Raw genomic sequence first — 17,124 nt, forward strand, 5'->3', positions numbered from 1 at the left:
ACTCAGCGATGCGCGACCATCTCACGCGGGAAATCGAGGACATCCGGGAGGCGGGGCTCTTCAAGGACCAGCGGCTGATCAGCGGCCCCCAGTCCGCGCGGATCAGCGTCGGTGACGACTCCGTCCTCAACTTCTGCTCGAACAACTACCTGGGCCTCGCCGACCACCCCGACCTGATCGAGGCCGCCAAGCGGGCGCTCGACGAGTCGGGTTTCGGGATGGCCTCGGTGCGGTTCATCTGCGGGACCCAGGACCTGCACGCGCGACTGGAGCGACGGCTCTCGGAGTTCCTCCGGGTCGACGACACCATCCTGTACAGCTCGTGCTTCGACGCGAACGGCGGCGTCTTCGAGACGCTCCTGAGCGCCGAGGACGCGGTGATCTCCGACGAGCTGAACCACGCGAGCATCATCGACGGCATCCGGTTGAGCAAGGCGGCCAGGTTCCGGTACAAGAACCGGGACATGGTCGACCTGGAGAAGCAGCTCATCGCGGCCGCGGACGCGCGCCACCGCCTCATCGTCACCGACGGCGTGTTCTCGATGGACGGCTACCTCGCCCCGCTCGACGAGATCTGCGACCTGGCGGAGCGCCACGACGCGCTCGTCATGGTGGACGACTCCCACGCCGTCGGGTTCGTCGGGCCGAACGGCCAGGGAACGCCGGAGCTGTTCGGCGTCCAGGACCGCGTGGACATCGTGACCGGAACGCTCGGGAAGGCGCTCGGCGGCGCCAGCGGCGGGTACGTGGCCGGACACGCCGAGATCGTGGAGATCCTCCGGCAGCGGTCGCGCCCGTACCTCTTCTCCAACTCGCTCGCCCCGATGATCGTCGGTGCCTCCCTGCGCGTGCTCGACATGCTCTCCGAGGCCGACGACCTCAGGACGCGGCTGAACCGGAACGCCGCGCTGTTCCGGGAGTCGATCACCGCCGCGGGCTTCGACGTCCTGGACGGCGAGCACCCGATCGTGCCCGTGATGATCGGGGACGCCGCCCAGGCGGCCAGGATGGCGTCCGCCCTCCTGGAGAAGGGCGTGTACGTGACGGCGTTCTCCTATCCCGTGGTCCCCATGGGGCGTGCCCGTATCCGGGTCCAGCTGTCGGCGGCCCACAGCGAGGACGACGTCCGCGCGGCGGTGGCGGCGTTCGCGCAGGTCCGGGACGAACTCGGCGCGGCCGACTCGACGGACTGACGCTGAGGCGGCCCCCCGGAGACGTTCCGGGGGGCGCCCAGGGCGTGTTCCGTGGATGCTTTCGGTTGACTCGGCGCTCGCGCCGATCAATGCGAGCGGCCGCCAGGCAATCTCTCGCAAGACGATGAGTGAAGCTGCCCCTACTGTGCGCTGCTACGCAGGCTCCGCAGCTTCGCACAGCGGGGGCCCGCCCGGGGTTGGCTGTCCGAGCTTCATCGGCGCGGCGAGAGGCAGCCTGGTGGTCGCGAGCCCGGAATGATCCACGGAACACGCCCTAGGCCACTCCGAGGGCGCGCAGGGCGGCCGTGGTTCCGGCCGCGGCGACGACGACCAACAGGAACGGCGCGCGCAGCACCAGGGCGAGCACGGCGGCGCCCACCCCGGCCATGCGGGCGGTGTCCCAGTGCAGTGCCTGGCCGTCGCCCAGGGCCTGGACGGTGATCAGCGCGGCCAGCAGGGCGAGGGGGACGGCCATGGCGAAACGGCGAAGCCACGGGTTGTCCAGCAGGCGACGCGGGGCCCCCAGCCCGGCGTACTTGAGCAGGTAGCACCCGGCGGCGGTGGCGATCAGCGCGATCCACAGGGTCATGACCGTCCCTCCTCGGAGCGCGTGCCTCCGGCGGAGGTCCCCTGTTCCACGTGGTCCTCGCCCTCGGGTCCCCGCGACCGGTCGTCGGCACCCGCGAACACCAGGAGGGCGGCGGAGGCCGCCAGGAGCACCGGAACCCCCGGCGGCAGGAACGGGGTCGTGGCCAGCGCCAGCCCGGCGCCCAGGCCCGCGATCAGCCAGGTGCGCGGTCCGCCCTCGCGCAGGCGGGGCCACAGCAGTCCCAGGAAGATGGCCGGGCCCACCGCGTCCAGCCCGAACGCGTCGATGTCGTCCACGCGGTCCGTGGCCAGCGCGCCCACCAGGGTCGTCGTCACCCAGAACCCGCCCAGGACCAGGTAGGTCGTCATGAACGCCGTACGAGCGGACGCGCGGTCCGGCTGGATCAGCGTCACCGCCGTGGTCTCGTCGATCACCCCGTGCGCGGCCAGCGCCCTGCGGGTGCCCCGGTACCCCAGGACGTCGGCCAGCCGCAGCCCGTACAGGGTGTTGCGTGCCCCGAGCAGGAGGGCGCCCAACGCTCCGGCGACGAGGTTGCCGCCACCGGCGATCACCCCGACCAGGGCGAACTGCGAGGCGCCGGTGAACATGAACAGGCTGAGGAACACCGCCTGGGCGGGGGACAGTTCGGCGGCCACGGCCGCGGTGCCGAAGGCCAGGCCGGCGGCGCCGACGGCGACACCGATCCCGAGGCTGTCCCGCACCGCTGGCGAACGGAGTACGGAGAAGGTCTTCACGAGCGCCCACGCTAGGCGGGGCCCGGCCCGGAGTCTTGAACGTTCTTGCGCACCCCGAGGGGATCAGCCTCGCAGGGCGCGTTGGTAGGCGACCGGCGGCACGCCCAGGTGCCGGCGGAAGTGCCGGGTCAGGTGGGACTGGTCGGCGAAGCCCACCCGCGCGGCCACCTCGCCCGCCCGCCAGCCCTGGAGCAGCAGGGCCCGGGCCCGGTCCACCCGCTGCTGGTTCAGGTAGGCGTGCGGGGGTAGTCCGTAGGCGGCCCGGAAGGCCCGTGCCAGGGAGAACGGGCCGATCCCCACGTGCGTGGCCAGCTCCTCCAGCGTCGGCGGGTCCACCAGGCGCTCGGTCAGCAGATCCCGTGCCAGCGCCACCTCGGGCCGGGCGGTGTGCGCCCCGCCCTCGGCCCCGCGTTCGCGCCCGTGTGCGCGCAGCAGCATCGCGATACCCCTGCGGGCCAGGGACGACGCCGTGAGCGGTTCCCCCCGTTCGGCGGCCATGTGCGCGCTCACCAGCACACGGGAGACCTCCGGGGCGTGGATGCCGGAGTGGGTGAAACCCGGGGTGCCGCGCATCCCCAGTTCCCGTCCGATGTCCTCCACCACCTCGGGTGCGGGGTAGAACACCCGGTAGCCCCACCCCTCGGGAACCCCGGCGTGCCCGGTGTGCACCTCGTCCGGGGCCACCACGGCCAGCCCTCCCGGCCCCACCCGTGAGCTCCCGCCCGCGTGTGAGTACTCCTCGATCCCGGCGGTGATCATGCCGATGGTGTAGGTGGAGTGCGTGTGCCGGGTGAAGGCCGTGGTGACGAAGCGGGCGGTGAGCAGTTCGGTGTCGGGCAGCCCGGAGAAACGCCAGTACCGCGCGCGTTCCACGCGCGGGTCCTCGACCGTGGGGTGGACGTCGCTGGGCATTTCCATAGGTCCAGGTTAGAACGGGTCGGGGAGGGCCGCCGGAGCCCGGGTGGGGGACCGACGCCCACGGGTCGAGGCAGGCCCGCGGGGGTGTGCGGTGTCGGCGCGCGGATAGTCTGCGCCCATGAGCAAGCCACAGATCCGCCGGGCCGAGGACGAGCGCGACCGCGCGGCCGTCTTCGTGATCCGGGGAGCCGTCTTCGTCGCCGAACAGCAGGTCCCCATCGAGGAGGAGTGGGACGAGCGTGACTCCACCGCCGCGTTCCTCCTCGCCCTGGTGGACGGAACCCCCGTGGGCACGGTCCGCCTCGTGGACCAGGGCGACGGGTCGGGCCTCCTGGGCCGCATGGCCGTCCTGCCCGCCGGACGGGGGAGGGGGACCGGCGCCGCTCTGGTGCGCGCAGCCGAGGAGCTGGCCCGCGAGTCCGGGCTCGAGCGGGTGGAGCTGCACGCGCAGACGCACGCGCTGGGCTTCTACGAGCGGCTGGGCTACTCCGCCCACGGTGAGGAGTTCATGGACGCCGGGATCCCGCACCTGCACATGGAACACAAGCTCGGTTGACCGGGCCCGACGGGGTGCGTGCTCCCGGTCCGGTGTGACGGGGAGCGCACACCCTCGGGCCGCCCCCTGCGGGTACTACCGAGTAGGATTCGGTTTTGATGTCGGCCCCACCGGCGTGCCGAGCACGTCGCCGCCGACGAGCACGAACGCCGATCCGACGAGGAACACATGACGGTCAACACGCACACGGCCACCGAGAGCCCCGACGACCCGCGAGCCTACGGACTCCCGCTCGTCGACGCCCACTCGATCCCCGCCGAGCTGCGCACGTTGGTCTCCCGCGTCCACGACCTCGTCGACGCCGTCGCCAACACCGAGGTCGACTCCGACACCCTGGCCGAGACCGCCGCCGTGGTCGAGGGCCTCACCGACCGCCTCAACGTCGCCCGCCGCGAGATCGGCACCATGGTCAGACGGGAGCTGGGCGACGGCACCACCGTGCTCGGCACCATCACCAACATCGTCGAGGGCGAGACCAACCCCGCCGCGCCGAGGCTCTTCCTCGACCGCACCGAGGAGGGGCTGCGTGCCGAGGTCACCCTCAATACCGTCTACCAGGGTCCGCCCGGCCTGGTCCACGGCGGCTGGATCGCCGCCATGCTCGACCAGGCCGTCGGCAGCGTCTCCTCCGTCGAGACCAGTCCGGGGCTGACCGCGCGGCTGGAGATCGACTACCGCCGCCCCACGCCTCTGTTCACTCCCCTGGAGATCACCTCCTGGGTGGAGCGGGTCGAGGGCCGCAAGGTCTTCGTGGCCGGTCGGATCCGCGCCCACGGACAGGTCACCGCCGAGGCCCACGGCCTCATGATCCAGGTCGAGGTCCCCGAGTGAGCGGCGCCCCGCGCCCCCTCGGCGTGTAGTAGCATCACGACCGTGACCCACCGCTATGACGTGTTTAGCCAGCCGACGCACCCGTCGGCCGCTCGCACGTAGGCGGAAACGGGAACGTCGGCAACAGAGCACTCGGGCATCCGCCCGGTGCTCTTTCGTCTTTTCGGGCGGCCGACGTCCCAGTCCACACTTCCCCGACGGGTCGTACGGCCGCGCCGCCTCCGCGAACGCATCCACACCCGAGAGGGACCTCCGTGCACGACCGTCACAGCGAACCCGCGTCCCCCGCCGAGCAGATCCTTCGCCTGCGCGGCCGGATCGACCAGATGGACGCCGAGCTCGCCGCACTCCTCGAACGCCGCGCCCTGGTCGCCGCCCAGGTCCAGCGCCTCAAGCCGGTCGGATACTTCGCCGGGCGCGACAGGGACCGCGAGCGGCGCCTCGTCGAGCGTATGGCCGAGCACGCTCCCCGGCTGGGCGCTGACCGCCTCGCCGGCATCATGGACAGCGTGATCAGCGCCGGTCTGGCCGCCGCCCAGGAGGAGGCGGCCCGCGGCGGTGGCTCCGGCGGCGCCTGACGGGTGAGGGGGCGGCGGCGGGTCCGGCCCGCCGCCGCACCGCTACGGCCGCAGCAGGTCCACCCACACCAGACGGTGGTCGGAGCTGGGGAACGGGTAGTCACCGGTCAGCCGGAACAGCGGGTCGTCCACGGTCGGCCAGAACACGCCCGAACCCCGTGCGGGCAGCGACCGCGACGGCAGGACGTAGTCCACCCGCAGGTTGCCCGGGCCGGGCACGTCGTTGAAGTCGGCGCTGTCCAGCTCCGGGTCTCCCTCGTGGTCCTCGTTGGCGCCGCCCTGCCGCTGGGCCGCGCCGCGCCCGCCCTGGCTGGAGGGGCGCACGTCCACGACGTGGCGGTGCTCCAACAGCTGGGTCACCGCCTCGGGGTGCCCGTCGCCGTCGTTGGGGTCGGCGTTGAGGTCGCCCGCGATCACGAACGGGGAGCCGGGGGCGAGCCCGCCCCGGACGCCCCGGTCGTCGTAGACGTACGAGGCGCCGCGCGGGGTCACGTAGTCCGCCCAGAAGCGGATCTCGTCGTGGTTGCGCGCCACGTTGCGCCGCTCCGGACCGTCGAAGGTCGGCGGTGTCGGGTGGCTGGCCAACAGGTGCACCGGACGGCCGCGCCCGGTGTCGATCGGGACGTCCCAGTGGCTCTTGGAGGACAGCCGCAGCACCTCCAGGGCCTCCTCGGAGTAGAAGGGCTCACCGGTCTCCGGGTCAGTGGGCAGCAACGCGTCCGGCATGTCCGCCCAGCGGAAGTTCTGGAACGTGCGCACCTCGTCGGTGACGATCGGGTACATCGAGTACACGACCATCCCGTACTGTCCCGGGAAGAGGCCGTAGCCGAAGGCGTCCTCGGCGTAGTCGGGCCCGCCCGGCTCGGTCACCGCCCGGCCGTCGCCGTTGAGGTCCACGCCCGAGGCCACACCCGTGTTGACCGGGGCGGTGTACACGTACGGGTACTCGATCGGAGCGGCGCCGGACTGGCCCACGGACAGGTAGTTGTCCTGGAAGAGCCGGGGCCCCGCGCCCTCCTCGTCGTAGTCGAACTCGTTGACCAGCAGCACGTCGGGACGCACGTGCTGGATGATCTCTGCGACGTTGCGGGCCTGCTCGCTGTCGGGAGTGGCCAGCTCCTCGACGAGGGCGCCCTGCTCACCGCGCTCCAGCGCGGTGTTGAAGGTGGCGAAGCGCACCTCGTGCGCTCCGGGCGGGGTCGGGACCGACGGGGACTCGGCCGCCGACGAGGGCAGGGCGGTCAGCGCGGAGGCGGCCAGCACCAGCGTGGCGGTGGAGGCGATCCGGCGCGGCGTGGTGGTCACGGGAGGGGATCCTCTCAACGGGGGAGGGGGGTCGACCGCCGGAGGTTAACAGGCGCGCGTGTCCGGACGGTGTACCAGCACCCGACTCGCGGTGCACCGGTGTCGGATGGTCCGTGTCCCGGCATCACGTCATGTGGCGCGCCCGGCCCGGAGATCTCGGTGAGGAGGCACCCATGCCCGAGGACGTCTGCTCCGACCGCGCCCACAACACCAGTGATCGCACCTGTGACGGGATCGGCGATCCCAGTGTGGCGTGAGCCGCCGGTCCGATGAGGGTCGAGCCGCACCACCGGTGGGGCTCACCTGTCCACAGGGCGTCCGCGAAAGTCGTGGGGAAGTCGTAGGCTCAGGGGACACCACCCGTCCGTCTACCCGCCTGGGGGCACCCGCGTCATGGCCGACTCCTTCGCACATCTGCACGTCCACACCGAGTACTCGATGCTCGACGGTGCGGCGAAGCTGAAGCCTCTCTTCAAGGAGGCCGGGCGGTTGGGGATGCCAGCCGTGGCCATGACCGACCACGGCAACATGTTCGGGGCCTACGAGTTCTACCAGCAGTCCAAGGGGTCGGGCGTCAAACCGATCATCGGGATCGAGGCCTACGTCGCGCCCGAGTCGCGCTTCCACAAGAAGCGGGTCTTCTGGGGGCGCTCCAACACCTCCGACGACGCCTCGGCGGAAGGCGGCAAGGACATCTCCGGTGGCGGCCGGTACCTGCACATGACCATGCTCGCGCGGAACGCGCAGGGTCTGCGCAACCTCTTCCGGATGTCGTCCCTGGCTTCGGCCGAGGGCTACTACATGAAGCCCCGCATGGACCTCGAGCTCATGCAGCAGTACAACGAGGGCATCATCGTCTCGACCGGCTGCCCCTCCGGCGGTGTGCAGACACGGCTGAGGTTGGGGCAGGAGAAGGAAGCGATCGAGTACGCGGCCGGGCTCCAGGACATCTTCGGCAGGGAGAACGTCTTCCTGGAGCTGATGGACCACGGCGTTCCGATCGAGAAGGAGGTCCGCGACGGCCTGCTCAAGGTCGGCCGTGAGCTGGACATCCCTCCGCTGGTCACCAATGACTCGCACTACGTCTACGAGTCCCAGTCCGCGGCGCATGACGCCCTGCTGGCGGTGGGCGTGGGCAAGAACCTGGACGACCCCACGCGTTTCCGGTTCAACGGTTCGGGCTACTACCTCAAGACCGCCGACGAAATGCGCGGCCTGCTCAACTTCGACGAGTGGGCGCAGGGCTGCAAGAACACCCTGCTCATCGCCGAGCGGGTCGAGGCCGGGGCCTATGACGAGGTCTTCGCCCATCGCGACCTCATGCCGGAGTTCCCCATCCCGGAAGGTGAGACCCAGGCCTCCTGGCTGGCAAAGGAGGTCGAACGGCTGCTCCCGACCCGTTACCCGGACGGTGCGGGTGACGACGTCCGCCGTCGGGTGGAGTTCGAACTCGGCATCATCAACGAGATGGGCTTCCCCGCCTACTTCCTGGTGGTCTCCGACATCTGTCAGCACGCCCGCAAGACCGGGATCGCCCTGGGGCCGGGCCGTGGTTCGGCGGCCGGCTCGATGATCGCCTACGTTCTGGGTATCACCGACCTGGACCCCTTGGAACACGGTCTGCTGTTCGAGCGGTTCCTCAACCCCGAGCGTGTGACCATGCCCGATGTCGACCTGGACTTCGACGAGCGTCGGCGCGGCGAGATGATCGACTACGTCACCCAGTTGTACGGCGAGGAGCGGGTGGCGCAGATCCTCACCTTCGGCACCATCAAGGCCAAAGCGGCCGTGAAGGACTCCACCCGGATCCTGGGTATGCCCTACTCGGTGGGTGACCAGATCACCAAGGCCTTCCCCGCGGCGGTGGGTGGCAAGGAGATCGCGCTCGACGCGGTGTTCAACACCGAGAACGAGCGGTACGGCGAGACCACCGAGCTCCGGGGCCTGGTCGACAACGACCCTCAGGTAGCCAAGGTCATGGAGACCGCGCGGGGTATCGAGGGCCTGACCCGGGGCACCGGTGTGCACGCGGCGGGCGTCATCCTGTCCAAGGAACCTCTGCTCGACGTCATTCCGCTGCACAAGCGTGACTCCGACGGCGCCATCATCACCGGCTTTCCCTACCCTCAGTGCGAGGACATGGGTCTGCTCAAGATGGACTTCCTGGGCCTGCGCAACCTCACGATCATGGACGACGCGGTCAAGAGCATCAAGGAGGCCGAGGGGGTCGACATCGATCTCGCTCAGCTGCCGCTGGACGACAGGAAGACCTACCAGCTGCTCTCTCGGGGTGACACCCTGGGCGTGTTCCAGCTGGACGGCGGCGCCATGCGCAACCTCCTCAAGCGCATGGAGCCGAAGAAGTTCGGTGACATCGCGGCTGTTCTCTCCCTGTACCGACCGGGCCCGATGGCGGCCAACGCACACAACGACTACGCCGACCGTTCGAACGGTCGCCAGGAGATCACTCCGATCCATCCGGAGCTCAAGGACGCCCTGGAACCGATCCTGGGAGAGACCTTCCACCTGCTGGTCTACCAGGAGCAGATCATGGCGATCGCTCAGCAGTTGGCCGGGTACACGCTCGGCGGCGCCGACCTGATGCGTCGCGCCATGGGTAAGAAGAAGAAGGAGGCCCTGGAAGAAGAGGAGGCCAAGTTCTTCCCCGGGGCGAAGAAGCGCGGCTTCTCGCAGGAGGCCATCCAGGCCCTGTGGGACGTCATGCTTCCCTTCGCGGGCTACGCCTTCAACAAGTCGCACGCCGCCGGGTACGCGCTGGTCTCCTACTGGACCGCGTACCTCAAGGCCAACTATCCGGCCGCCTACATGGCCGCGCTGTTGACCTCGGTCAGTGACGACAAGGACAAGATGGCGGTGTACCTGGCCGAGTGCCGGGCCCAGCACATCAAGGTGCTCCCGCCGGACGTCAACGAGTCCGGTCTGCGCTTCACCCCGGTCGGCAAGGACATCCGCTTCGGCATGGGCGCCGTGCGCAACGTGGGCGCGAACGTGGTGAACTCGATCGTCAAGACCCGCACGGAGAAGGGCAAGTACTCGTCCTTCACCGACTTCCTGTCCAAGATCGAGCTGGCGGCGTGCAACAAGCGCGTGATCGAGTCGTTGATCAAGGCGGGCGGCTTCGACTCGCTGGGCCAGCCCCGGCGCGAGCTGTACCGGCACCACGAGGTGGCGGTGGACGGGATGATCAGCTCCAAGAAGCAGGAGGCGCACGGCCAGTTCGACCTGTTCGGCGGTGGTGACGACGACGGCGACTCCACGCCGATCGGGTTGAACATCCAGTGGGGCGAGGAGGAGTGGGACCGCAAGACGAAGCTGGCGTTCGAGCGGGAGATGCTGGGTCTGTACGTGTCCAGCCACCCCCTGGCCGGGGCCGAGCGGGTGCTGGCGCGGTCGCGCGACACCTCGATCGCGCAGATCGTCGCCGGCGAGCTGGCGCGCGAGCGCGGTGAGGTGCGGATCTCGGGGTTGATCTCCAAGGTGGACAAGCGCACCAACAAGGCGGGCAACCAGTGGGCCATCGCCACGGTGGAGGACCTGGACGCCAGCATGGAGGTGCTGTTCTTCCCCAAGACGTATCCGCTGTACGTGGAGGCGCTGCTGGAGGACACGGCGGTCACGGTCAAGGGGCGGCTCAACGACCGGGACGGCACCTGGTCGATGTTCGCCTCCGAGATGTCCATCCTCGACATCTCCCACGTCACCGAGGGCGAACCGCCGGTACTGCTCACCGTGGCCGAGGACCGGCTGAACTCCGAGCTCGTGGACGATCTCCGTCAGGTGCTGAGCACGCACAAGGGGGACACCCCCGTGCGGATCCGGGTGGACAACCCGGTGCGCTCCCGGATCTACGCGGTGGACCGCTACTCGGTGCGGATCTCGCCTGAGTTCAACGGTGAGATGAAGAGCCTGCTGGGGGCGTACGCGGTCGACTACTGACCGGTCGACCACCTCCAGGATCCCCGTGTGCGGCACCGCACACGGGGATCTTTGTGTCTCCACTCTTGCCTTGAGCCATTTAGCGATATATCTTTGAGCTATCGGATCACGGAGTGACAGTCGTGAACGATCAACATCAATCGCTACCAAGGAGAACGACATGACCGCGATGGCACTTCCCGGCCCCTGGCCCTGGGGCGGGCGACGCACCGAGCGTCCCCGGCTGCCCTGGGCCCCGCGCCCCACAGACATCCCGAACGCACACCACGACGAGCACCAGGGCCCGCGACGGGACGGATTCGGCCACCCGCCGCCCCCGCCCGGCCCACCCGGGTCGCCGCCCCCTCCGTGGGGAGGGTCCCCGGGCGGGCACTTCGGTCCCGCGGGCCCGGGGGCACCGTTCGGTCCGGGCTTCCCCTTCGGGGGCGGGCACGGGCCCCGCAGGGGAGGCAGCCGCGCCCGGCGCGGCGACGTCCGCACCGGCATCCTCATGCTCCTGGCGGAGGAGACGCGCAGCGGATACGAGATCATCCGCGAGGGACGCGAGCGCAGCGGCGGCGCTTGGCGCCCCAGCCCCGGCTCCGTCTACCCCATGCTCCAGCAACTGGAGGACGAGGGCCTGGTCGCGCAGGTCGAGGGGGAGGGGCGCCGCCGCCCCTACCAGCTCACCGACGAGGGCATCGCCTACCTGGAGGAGAACGGCGCCGACCTCACCCCGCCGTGGGAGGCGGGAGCGGACGCGCACGCCGACGCCAGGTCCCGCTACGAGGAGATCGGAGCCCTGGCCTACCAGCTCTCGGCCGCCGCGTCCCAGGTCGCCCAGGCCGGGACCCCGGAGCAGCTGGAGCGGGCCAAGCGCCTGCTGGCCGAGACCAAACGCGGTCTGTACCTGATCCTCGCCGACGAGGAGGAGGCCCCCTCCTCCGAGGACGGTGACGACCAGGACTGATCCGCGCGGTCGTCGGGCCCGGGGCGGTGAGTACCGTCCCGGGCCCGCGCACGCCGGAGGGCTACTGGCCGGTGGCGCCGTCGGCCAGCTCCCGGAGGACGTCCAGGTGTCCGTTGTGCCGGGCGGTCTCCTCGATCATGTGCAGGACCACCCAGCGCAGGGTCACCCGGTCGCGTTCCCTCAGCACGCGGCGGGCGGAGTTGCCGAGCTCCAGGTGGGAGGTGATCTCCCGGGAACGCTCGCACTGCGCGGCGTACTCGGGGAGGAGCTCCTCCAGGGGCCTTCGCGCCCCCACCCTGAACTCGGCGTCCGGGTCCTCGACCGTGTACGGCGCCAGGTCGGGCTGGTTGAGCATCACCACCTCGAACCAGAACGCCTCCATCCAGCGGAGGTGGGAGACGATCCCGCCGATGGTGGTCATCGGTGACCCCGGCAGCGGCGCCGACGAGGAGAGGTCGGCGGCCAGACCCGCGCACTTGCGGTGCACCGTGGCGCGGTGCCAGTCCAACCAGGCCAGGAGCATCGTGCGCTCGTCGGCCGCTGTGGGAGCATCGACACGCTCGGGGAGGCCGTGGAGGCTGCTCTTGTCGCTCATGGCGGTATTCTCCTTCGGGCCATGTCCGGTATCCACTGGTTTTCGGCGGGGCCGGGTGGCGATGATGAGGAGCGGTTGATGGCGGAACAGAGCGGTGGCGCGCCGGTACGCGGCCTGGTCGTGGGCGTGGCCTTCCTCGGGGGTACGGCGCTGCTGGGCGCCCTCCTGGCCCCGTTGTGGTGGTGGCTCGCCCCGCGGCCCGAGGTGGTGGTCCTGCCGGACGGCGGGGTCTTCACCGGCGCCTCCGAGGAGGTCTTCGCGGGGGAGGGCTACTTCGTCGTCATCACCGCGCTGGCCGGGCTCGTCACCGGCTACGCCGCGTACATGGTCCAGTTCTCCCTGGCCCGGCGCCGGTTCCAGGACCTGCGGATGGTCGGACTCGTCGCGAGCACGCTCGGCGCGGCCGCCGCGTCCCTGCTGGTCTGGCGGATCGGCGTCGCTCTGGACGCTCCGGCCCGGGAGGCCGTGCTGGCCACCGACCCCGGTGGCACGGTGGTCGCGGCCCTCCAGCTCCAAGCCGTCGCGTTCCTGGTCGTGTGGCCCTTCGTGCACGTCCTCCAGTACGGGCTGTTGGACGCCTTCAGCCTGATGCGCGGCGACCAGCCCGGCGTGCCCGAACCTGTCCGGGACCGGATCCCCGCCGAGGGTGTCGTCCCCCTGACCGGCGACCCCCGTCAGGGAGGAGCGGGGACCGCCGGACTCGGCTGAGGGCGTCCGCCGCGCCCGGCGGCGCTCACAGGGTCTGCACGGAGTCCTCGTACATGCCGTCGAGCAGGTCCCGGTACCGCTCCTCCACGGCTCTGCGGCGCATCTTCAGGCTCGGTGTGATCTCGCCCTGCTCCACCGTGAGCTCGTTCGGCAGGATGGCGAAGTCCTTGACGGACTCGTGCCGGGGCAGGCCGCGGTTGAGCTCGTCGATGGCCTCCTGAAGCATGGCCCGCACCTTGGGTTCCCTGGTCAGCCCGAGGTAGTTCAGCGCGCCCAGGCCGTTGGCCTCGGCCCAGACCTCGATCGCCTCAGCGTCGAGGGTCACCAGGGCCACGCAGTAGGGCCGACGGTCACCGTGCACCACCAGGTTGCCCACGTAGGGGCACAGGGACTTGAACCGACTCTCGATGCTCTGCGGAGCCACGTACTTGCCGCCCGAGGTCTTGATGAGTTCCTTCTTGCGGTCGGTGATCCGCAGACGGCCGTTCTCCAGGGCGCCGATGTCACCAGTGGCGAACCAGCCGTCCTCGTCGAGGACCTCCTGGGTGGCTCCGGACAGGTTGTGGTAGCCGCGCATCACGCTTCCGCCGCGCAACAGGACCTCGCCGTCCTCCGCGATCCGCACCTCCGTCCCGGGCAGGGGCAGCCCCACCGAGCCGAAGCGCACGTCACCCGGTCGGTTGAGGAAGGCCCCCGCCGAGGTCTCGGTCAGGCCGTAGCCCTCCAGGATGGTGATCCCGGCGCCGTAGAAGAACCGGCCGATCTCGGGGGCCAGGGGCGCGCTGCCGGACACGAAGAACTTCAGCCGGTCACCGAACCGGGCACGCAGCTTGGCGAACACGAGGCGGTCGGCCACCCGGTACCGGGCGGCGAGCAGTCCGCCGGGCTCCCGGCCCTCCTCCCTCAGCCGGGCCACCTGGTCTCCCACGCCGACGGCCCACCGGAAGATCCGGTACTTGGCGGCGCCTCCCTCCTTGGCCTGCATGACGACCCGGTTGAACACCTTCTCGAAGATGCGCGGGGCGGCGGCCATGAAGGTGGGCCGCACGACGGCGAGGTTGTCGACGATCCGGTCCACGCGGCCGTCGACGGCGGTCGTGAACCCGAGCCGCAACTGGGCGACCTGCATGACCTTGCCGAAGCTGTGGGCCAGGGGCAGCCACAGGTACTGGACGTCGTCGGCGTCGAGCATCTCCCAGCCCTGGGCGCGCATCTCGTCGCCCATGACCCGCAGCGCCTCGGCCTCGTAGAGCCAGTTGGCGTGGTCCAGGCGCACCCCCTTGGGGCGGCCGGTGGTGCCGGAGGTGTAGATCAGCGTCGCCAGGTGGTCGGCGCGGACGGAGGAGACCAACGTGTCGAAGAGATCGGGCCGCTCGGCGTGCAGGCCCGCGCCGACCTCCTCCAGTTCGGACAGGCTCATCACCCAGTCGTCGTCGCCCCCGGCCGCCCCCTCGAAGGCGATGACCCGGGACAGTCCGGGCATGGCGCCGCGCTGCTCCAGGAGTTTGGCGACCTGCTCGTCGTTCTCGGCGAAGGCCACCATGCTGCCGGAGTCGGACACGATGAACGCGCAGTCGGGCGGGCCGGAGGAGGGGTAGATCGTGGTGGAGGCGCCGCCCGCGCACAGGATCGCGAGGTCGGCCAGGACCCACTCGACGCGGGTGCTCGACGCGATCGCGCACCGGGCCTGGGAGGTCAGACCCAGGGAGTGCAGGCCCAGCGTCAGGGCGCGAACACGGTCACGGGTCTGGTTCCAGGTCAGGGACTCCCACTTCTCGCCGCCACCGGCGGGGGAGGGGACCGGGTAGGTGAACGCCTCCCGGTCGCCGGATTCGGCGACGCGGGAGACGAACATGTCGGGAACGGACCGATAGGGGGATGAAGTGTTGCCCATGTCACAAAGCTACCCCTGGGTAGGGGGGCGGGCAACACTCCGTACGCGAATGTGTGCCGGTCCACGGACCCCTGTGACCCAGCGGATTCCGGGGCCGAGCACGGGGCGACGACTCCTCTTCGCCCGCTCCGGGCCGCCCCGGCGCCCTGGGTCGTTCAGTCCGTCCCGATGGGGGCGAGGGAGGCCTCCGTCAGGGCGATGAGGTCCTTGGGGGTCAGCTCCATCTGGAGTCCCCGCCGCCCGGCGGAGACGTACACCGCACGCAGCTCCGCCACCGAGGAGTCGATCACCGTCCGCAGCCGCTTGCGTTGCCCCAACGGGCTGATGCCGCCACGCACGTACCCGGTGATCTTCTCCGCCCGGACCGGATCGGCCATCGTCGCCCGCTTGCCGCCGACCGCGGCCGCCAGCGCCTTCAGGTCCAGCGACGCGCTCACGGGCACCACCCCGACGGTGAACACGCCGTCCACCTCGGCCACCAGCGTCTTGAACACCTGCTCGTGCGGTACCCCGATCGCGTCGGCGGCGTCCGCGCCATAGGAGTGGCCCTCGCCCCCGTTCACCTCATAGGGGTGCAACGTGTAGGTGGTCTTGGTCCTGCTGGCGGCCACCGTCGCGGGCGTGGATCTTCCACTCATGGGTCACCTGGGCCTTCCACTTCGTACTTCCACCTCAGGGCAGGCTACTCCTCCGTACACGGGACACCGCACCAGGTGACGGGGGTGTCCCCGTCAGGGGGAGGATCCCCTGAGACGGCGCCCTAGTTGAAGGAGACCCCGTTGTCGAGGAACGGGCCCGCGGGGAGGTTGGGCAGGTCCGGCGCGGCCACGATCCGGTTCTCCCTGCGCAGGAAGCGCGCGGCCACCGCCAGCCGGGTCGCCGCGTCCTCGGCCTCCAGCAGACGCTGCTTCTCCGCCGAGTCCAGCACCACCGAGATCGCCACGGTGTACGACAACGCGATCGGGTCGCGCGGCAGGTCGCCCGCGGTCTCCGACGCCATGCCGATGTCCGCCAGCCGCCGCTCGTACACCTCGTACAGTTCCCGCACCCGGTCGGCGTGCTCCTCGACGTCCGGCCCCAGGGGCTCGGGCAGAAGGGAGACCGCCGCCGTCGAGTAGTCGTCGGTGGAGGCGGTGTCGACGTCCGACAGGTCGGTGATGGTGAACCGCGTGCCGCCCTCGACCACCAGGTCGTAGCGGCCGTCCTCGTAGGTGCGCACGTCGCGCACCACGGCCGTGCACCCGGTCGCGCTCACCAGCGGAAGGGAGGCCGGCGCCCCGGGCCCGGCGGTGTTGGGCACACCGGTGTCCGCGCCCCCCGAGCCCTGCCCGGACTCACTGGCCACCTCCTGGCCCAGTTCGATCCAGACGACCCCGAAGCGCGCGGGTCCGTGGTCCCGGCCACCCGGCTCGCCCCCGGCCAGGGTGGGGCCGAGCAGTTCCGAGACCAGCCGACGGTACCTGTTCTCGAACACGTGGAGTGGGATCGTCATACCGGGGAACAGCACGGTGTTCAGCGGGAAGATCGGCAGCGCCTCTGGCATGGTCCCAGTATGCCCCCGCCGGGGTACGGACGCGGGCGCCCCGCCCGGGGCGGCCCGGGCGGGGCGGGTGCGCGGACGGCGCCGGAGGCGCGGCCGGTCAGGAGACCGAGGGGCCCGCGGTGCCCGGAGCGCCCTGGCTGCCGTTGTCCTCGCTCGGCATGTCGCGGGCGACGAAGGTCTCCACGTCGAACAGGTTGCCGTTGGCGCGGTCCACGACGTTCAGGAGGGTCGACATCTTGGCGACCTCCTCCACCTGCTCCTGGATGAACCACTGGAGGAACTGCTCTCCGGTGTAGTCGTCCTCGTCGCGGGCGACCCTGGCCAGTCGCTGGAAGTTGTCGGTCACCTCGCGTTCCTGGCGCAGGGCCAGGGCGACCAGGTCGCGGGCGACGGCGAAATCGGTCTCGATGTCGTCCACGCCGGGAAGGGCGAAGGTGACGTCGCTGTCGAGCAGGTACCGCACGATCATCATCGCGTGGTCGCGCTCCTCCAGGGACTGCTCGTAGAAGACCCTGGCCAGCTGGGGCAGGTCCTGGTCGTCGAACCAGGCCGCGATCGCCACGTACTGGTGCGAGGCGGTGAACTCGTGCCGCACCTGGTCGATGAGGAGACGATGGAACTTGGAATGGCTGCTATCGCCGGTCTTGTTCGAAGTCATGCCCCCACGATAACCCATTAAAAAGCGTTTTGCGAAACACCTCGGAGTGGCGCCCCAATGAATGAGGCAAGCCTTTCTTTCATCAAATTAGGTAA

At 70.3% G+C, this 17,124-nt stretch carries 17 protein-coding genes; 8 read left to right on the top strand and 9 right to left on the bottom strand.

From position 1 onward, the window contains the following. The first annotated feature begins 8 nt into the window (after nucleotides 1-8). Nucleotides 9-1,193, top strand: a complete 1,185-nt coding sequence (locus ACRWK8_RS12790) for a glycine C-acetyltransferase (RefSeq protein ID WP_431870407.1) — start codon at nucleotides 9-11, stop codon at nucleotides 1,191-1,193. A 274-nt stretch (nucleotides 1,194-1,467) separates the two neighbouring features. Here the strand turns inward: ACRWK8_RS12790 and ACRWK8_RS12795 are convergent, their stop codons facing one another. The 3 genes from ACRWK8_RS12795 to ACRWK8_RS12805 all read right to left on the bottom strand — a co-directional run bounded on the left by ACRWK8_RS12795 (nucleotide 1,468) and on the right by ACRWK8_RS12805 (nucleotide 3,455). Continuing rightward, nucleotides 1,468-1,782: an AzlD domain-containing protein gene (locus ACRWK8_RS12795; protein WP_431870409.1), complete on the bottom strand. Its 315-nt coding sequence runs from the start codon at nucleotides 1,780-1,782 to the stop codon at nucleotides 1,468-1,470. Beyond that, complete coding sequence (locus tag ACRWK8_RS12800; protein ID WP_378741431.1) at nucleotides 1,779-2,537, bottom strand: AzlC family ABC transporter permease; 759 nt, start codon at nucleotides 2,535-2,537, stop codon at nucleotides 1,779-1,781. The genes ACRWK8_RS12795 and ACRWK8_RS12800 overlap by 4 nt, the downstream gene beginning before the upstream one ends. A 63-nt stretch (nucleotides 2,538-2,600) precedes the next feature. After that, nucleotides 2,601-3,455: an AraC family ligand binding domain-containing protein gene (locus tag ACRWK8_RS12805; RefSeq protein ID WP_431870411.1), complete on the bottom strand. Its 855-nt coding sequence runs from the start codon at nucleotides 3,453-3,455 to the stop codon at nucleotides 2,601-2,603. A gap of 118 nt (nucleotides 3,456-3,573) precedes the next feature. On the opposite strand from ACRWK8_RS12805, the gene ACRWK8_RS12810 reads away from it, so the two are divergent. From ACRWK8_RS12810 to ACRWK8_RS12820, 3 genes are all read left to right on the top strand, one after another. Then, the gene (locus ACRWK8_RS12810; protein ID WP_378741435.1) at nucleotides 3,574-4,011 is read left to right on the top strand and encodes a GNAT family N-acetyltransferase; all 438 of its coding nucleotides are present in this window, start codon (nucleotides 3,574-3,576) and stop codon (nucleotides 4,009-4,011) included. Nucleotides 4,012-4,179: 168 nt separating this feature from the next. Next, on the top strand, nucleotides 4,180-4,842 hold the full coding sequence (locus tag ACRWK8_RS12815) for a PaaI family thioesterase (RefSeq protein WP_378741437.1): 663 nt from the start codon (nucleotides 4,180-4,182) through the stop codon (nucleotides 4,840-4,842). Nucleotides 4,843-5,096: 254 nt separating this feature from the next. Beyond that, on the top strand, nucleotides 5,097-5,420 hold the full coding sequence (locus tag ACRWK8_RS12820) for a chorismate mutase (protein WP_431870414.1): 324 nt from the start codon (nucleotides 5,097-5,099) through the stop codon (nucleotides 5,418-5,420). A 42-nt stretch (nucleotides 5,421-5,462) separates the two neighbouring features. On the opposite strand, the gene ACRWK8_RS12825 is transcribed toward ACRWK8_RS12820, so the two are convergent. Then, complete coding sequence (locus ACRWK8_RS12825) at nucleotides 5,463-6,725, bottom strand: endonuclease/exonuclease/phosphatase family protein (protein WP_378741442.1); 1,263 nt, start codon at nucleotides 6,723-6,725, stop codon at nucleotides 5,463-5,465. A gap of 113 nt (nucleotides 6,726-6,838) precedes the next feature. Here ACRWK8_RS12825 and ACRWK8_RS12830 point away from each other — a divergent pair, with 113 nt between their 5' ends. The 3 genes from ACRWK8_RS12830 to ACRWK8_RS12840 all read left to right on the top strand — a co-directional run bounded on the left by ACRWK8_RS12830 (nucleotide 6,839) and on the right by ACRWK8_RS12840 (nucleotide 11,631). After that, entirely contained in the window at nucleotides 6,839-6,982 is a 144-nt protein-coding gene (locus tag ACRWK8_RS12830; protein WP_431870416.1) for a hypothetical protein, read from the top strand. Nucleotides 6,983-7,118: 136 nt separating this feature from the next. Further along, complete coding sequence (dnaE, locus tag ACRWK8_RS12835; protein ID WP_431870418.1) at nucleotides 7,119-10,682, top strand: DNA polymerase III subunit alpha; 3,564 nt, start codon at nucleotides 7,119-7,121, stop codon at nucleotides 10,680-10,682. A gap of 160 nt (nucleotides 10,683-10,842) precedes the next feature. Continuing rightward, complete coding sequence (locus ACRWK8_RS12840; RefSeq protein ID WP_431870420.1) at nucleotides 10,843-11,631, top strand: PadR family transcriptional regulator; 789 nt, start codon at nucleotides 10,843-10,845, stop codon at nucleotides 11,629-11,631. Between the two features lie 61 nt (nucleotides 11,632-11,692). Here the strand turns inward: ACRWK8_RS12840 and ACRWK8_RS12845 are convergent, their stop codons facing one another. Continuing rightward, nucleotides 11,693-12,226, bottom strand: a complete 534-nt coding sequence (locus ACRWK8_RS12845; RefSeq protein WP_378741450.1) for a DinB family protein — start codon at nucleotides 12,224-12,226, stop codon at nucleotides 11,693-11,695. A 78-nt stretch (nucleotides 12,227-12,304) separates the two neighbouring features. Here ACRWK8_RS12845 and ACRWK8_RS12850 point away from each other — a divergent pair, with 78 nt between their 5' ends. Continuing rightward, on the top strand, nucleotides 12,305-12,934 hold the full coding sequence (locus ACRWK8_RS12850; RefSeq protein WP_378741453.1) for a hypothetical protein: 630 nt from the start codon (nucleotides 12,305-12,307) through the stop codon (nucleotides 12,932-12,934). A gap of 25 nt (nucleotides 12,935-12,959) precedes the next feature. Here the strand turns inward: ACRWK8_RS12850 and ACRWK8_RS12855 are convergent, their stop codons facing one another. The 4 genes from ACRWK8_RS12855 to ACRWK8_RS12870 form a co-directional block, all read right to left on the bottom strand. Beyond that, a complete protein-coding gene (locus ACRWK8_RS12855) occupies nucleotides 12,960-14,828 on the bottom strand; it encodes an AMP-dependent synthetase/ligase (protein WP_431870423.1) in 1,869 nt (622 codons plus the stop codon). A gap of 155 nt (nucleotides 14,829-14,983) precedes the next feature. Beyond that, nucleotides 14,984-15,466, bottom strand: coding sequence for a Cys-tRNA(Pro) deacylase (ybaK, locus tag ACRWK8_RS12860; RefSeq protein WP_378741457.1), 483 nt, complete (start codon nucleotides 15,464-15,466; stop codon nucleotides 14,984-14,986). A gap of 122 nt (nucleotides 15,467-15,588) precedes the next feature. Then, nucleotides 15,589-16,371, bottom strand: coding sequence for an LON peptidase substrate-binding domain-containing protein (locus ACRWK8_RS12865; protein WP_378741459.1), 783 nt, complete (start codon nucleotides 16,369-16,371; stop codon nucleotides 15,589-15,591). Between the two features lie 97 nt (nucleotides 16,372-16,468). Then, nucleotides 16,469-17,029: a ferritin gene (locus ACRWK8_RS12870; protein WP_378741462.1), complete on the bottom strand. Its 561-nt coding sequence runs from the start codon at nucleotides 17,027-17,029 to the stop codon at nucleotides 16,469-16,471. Nucleotides 17,030-17,124 lie beyond the last annotated feature (95 nt).

Source organism: Nocardiopsis eucommiae (assembly GCF_965344335.1).
GTDB lineage: Bacteria > Actinomycetota > Actinomycetes > Streptosporangiales > Streptosporangiaceae > Nocardiopsis > Nocardiopsis eucommiae.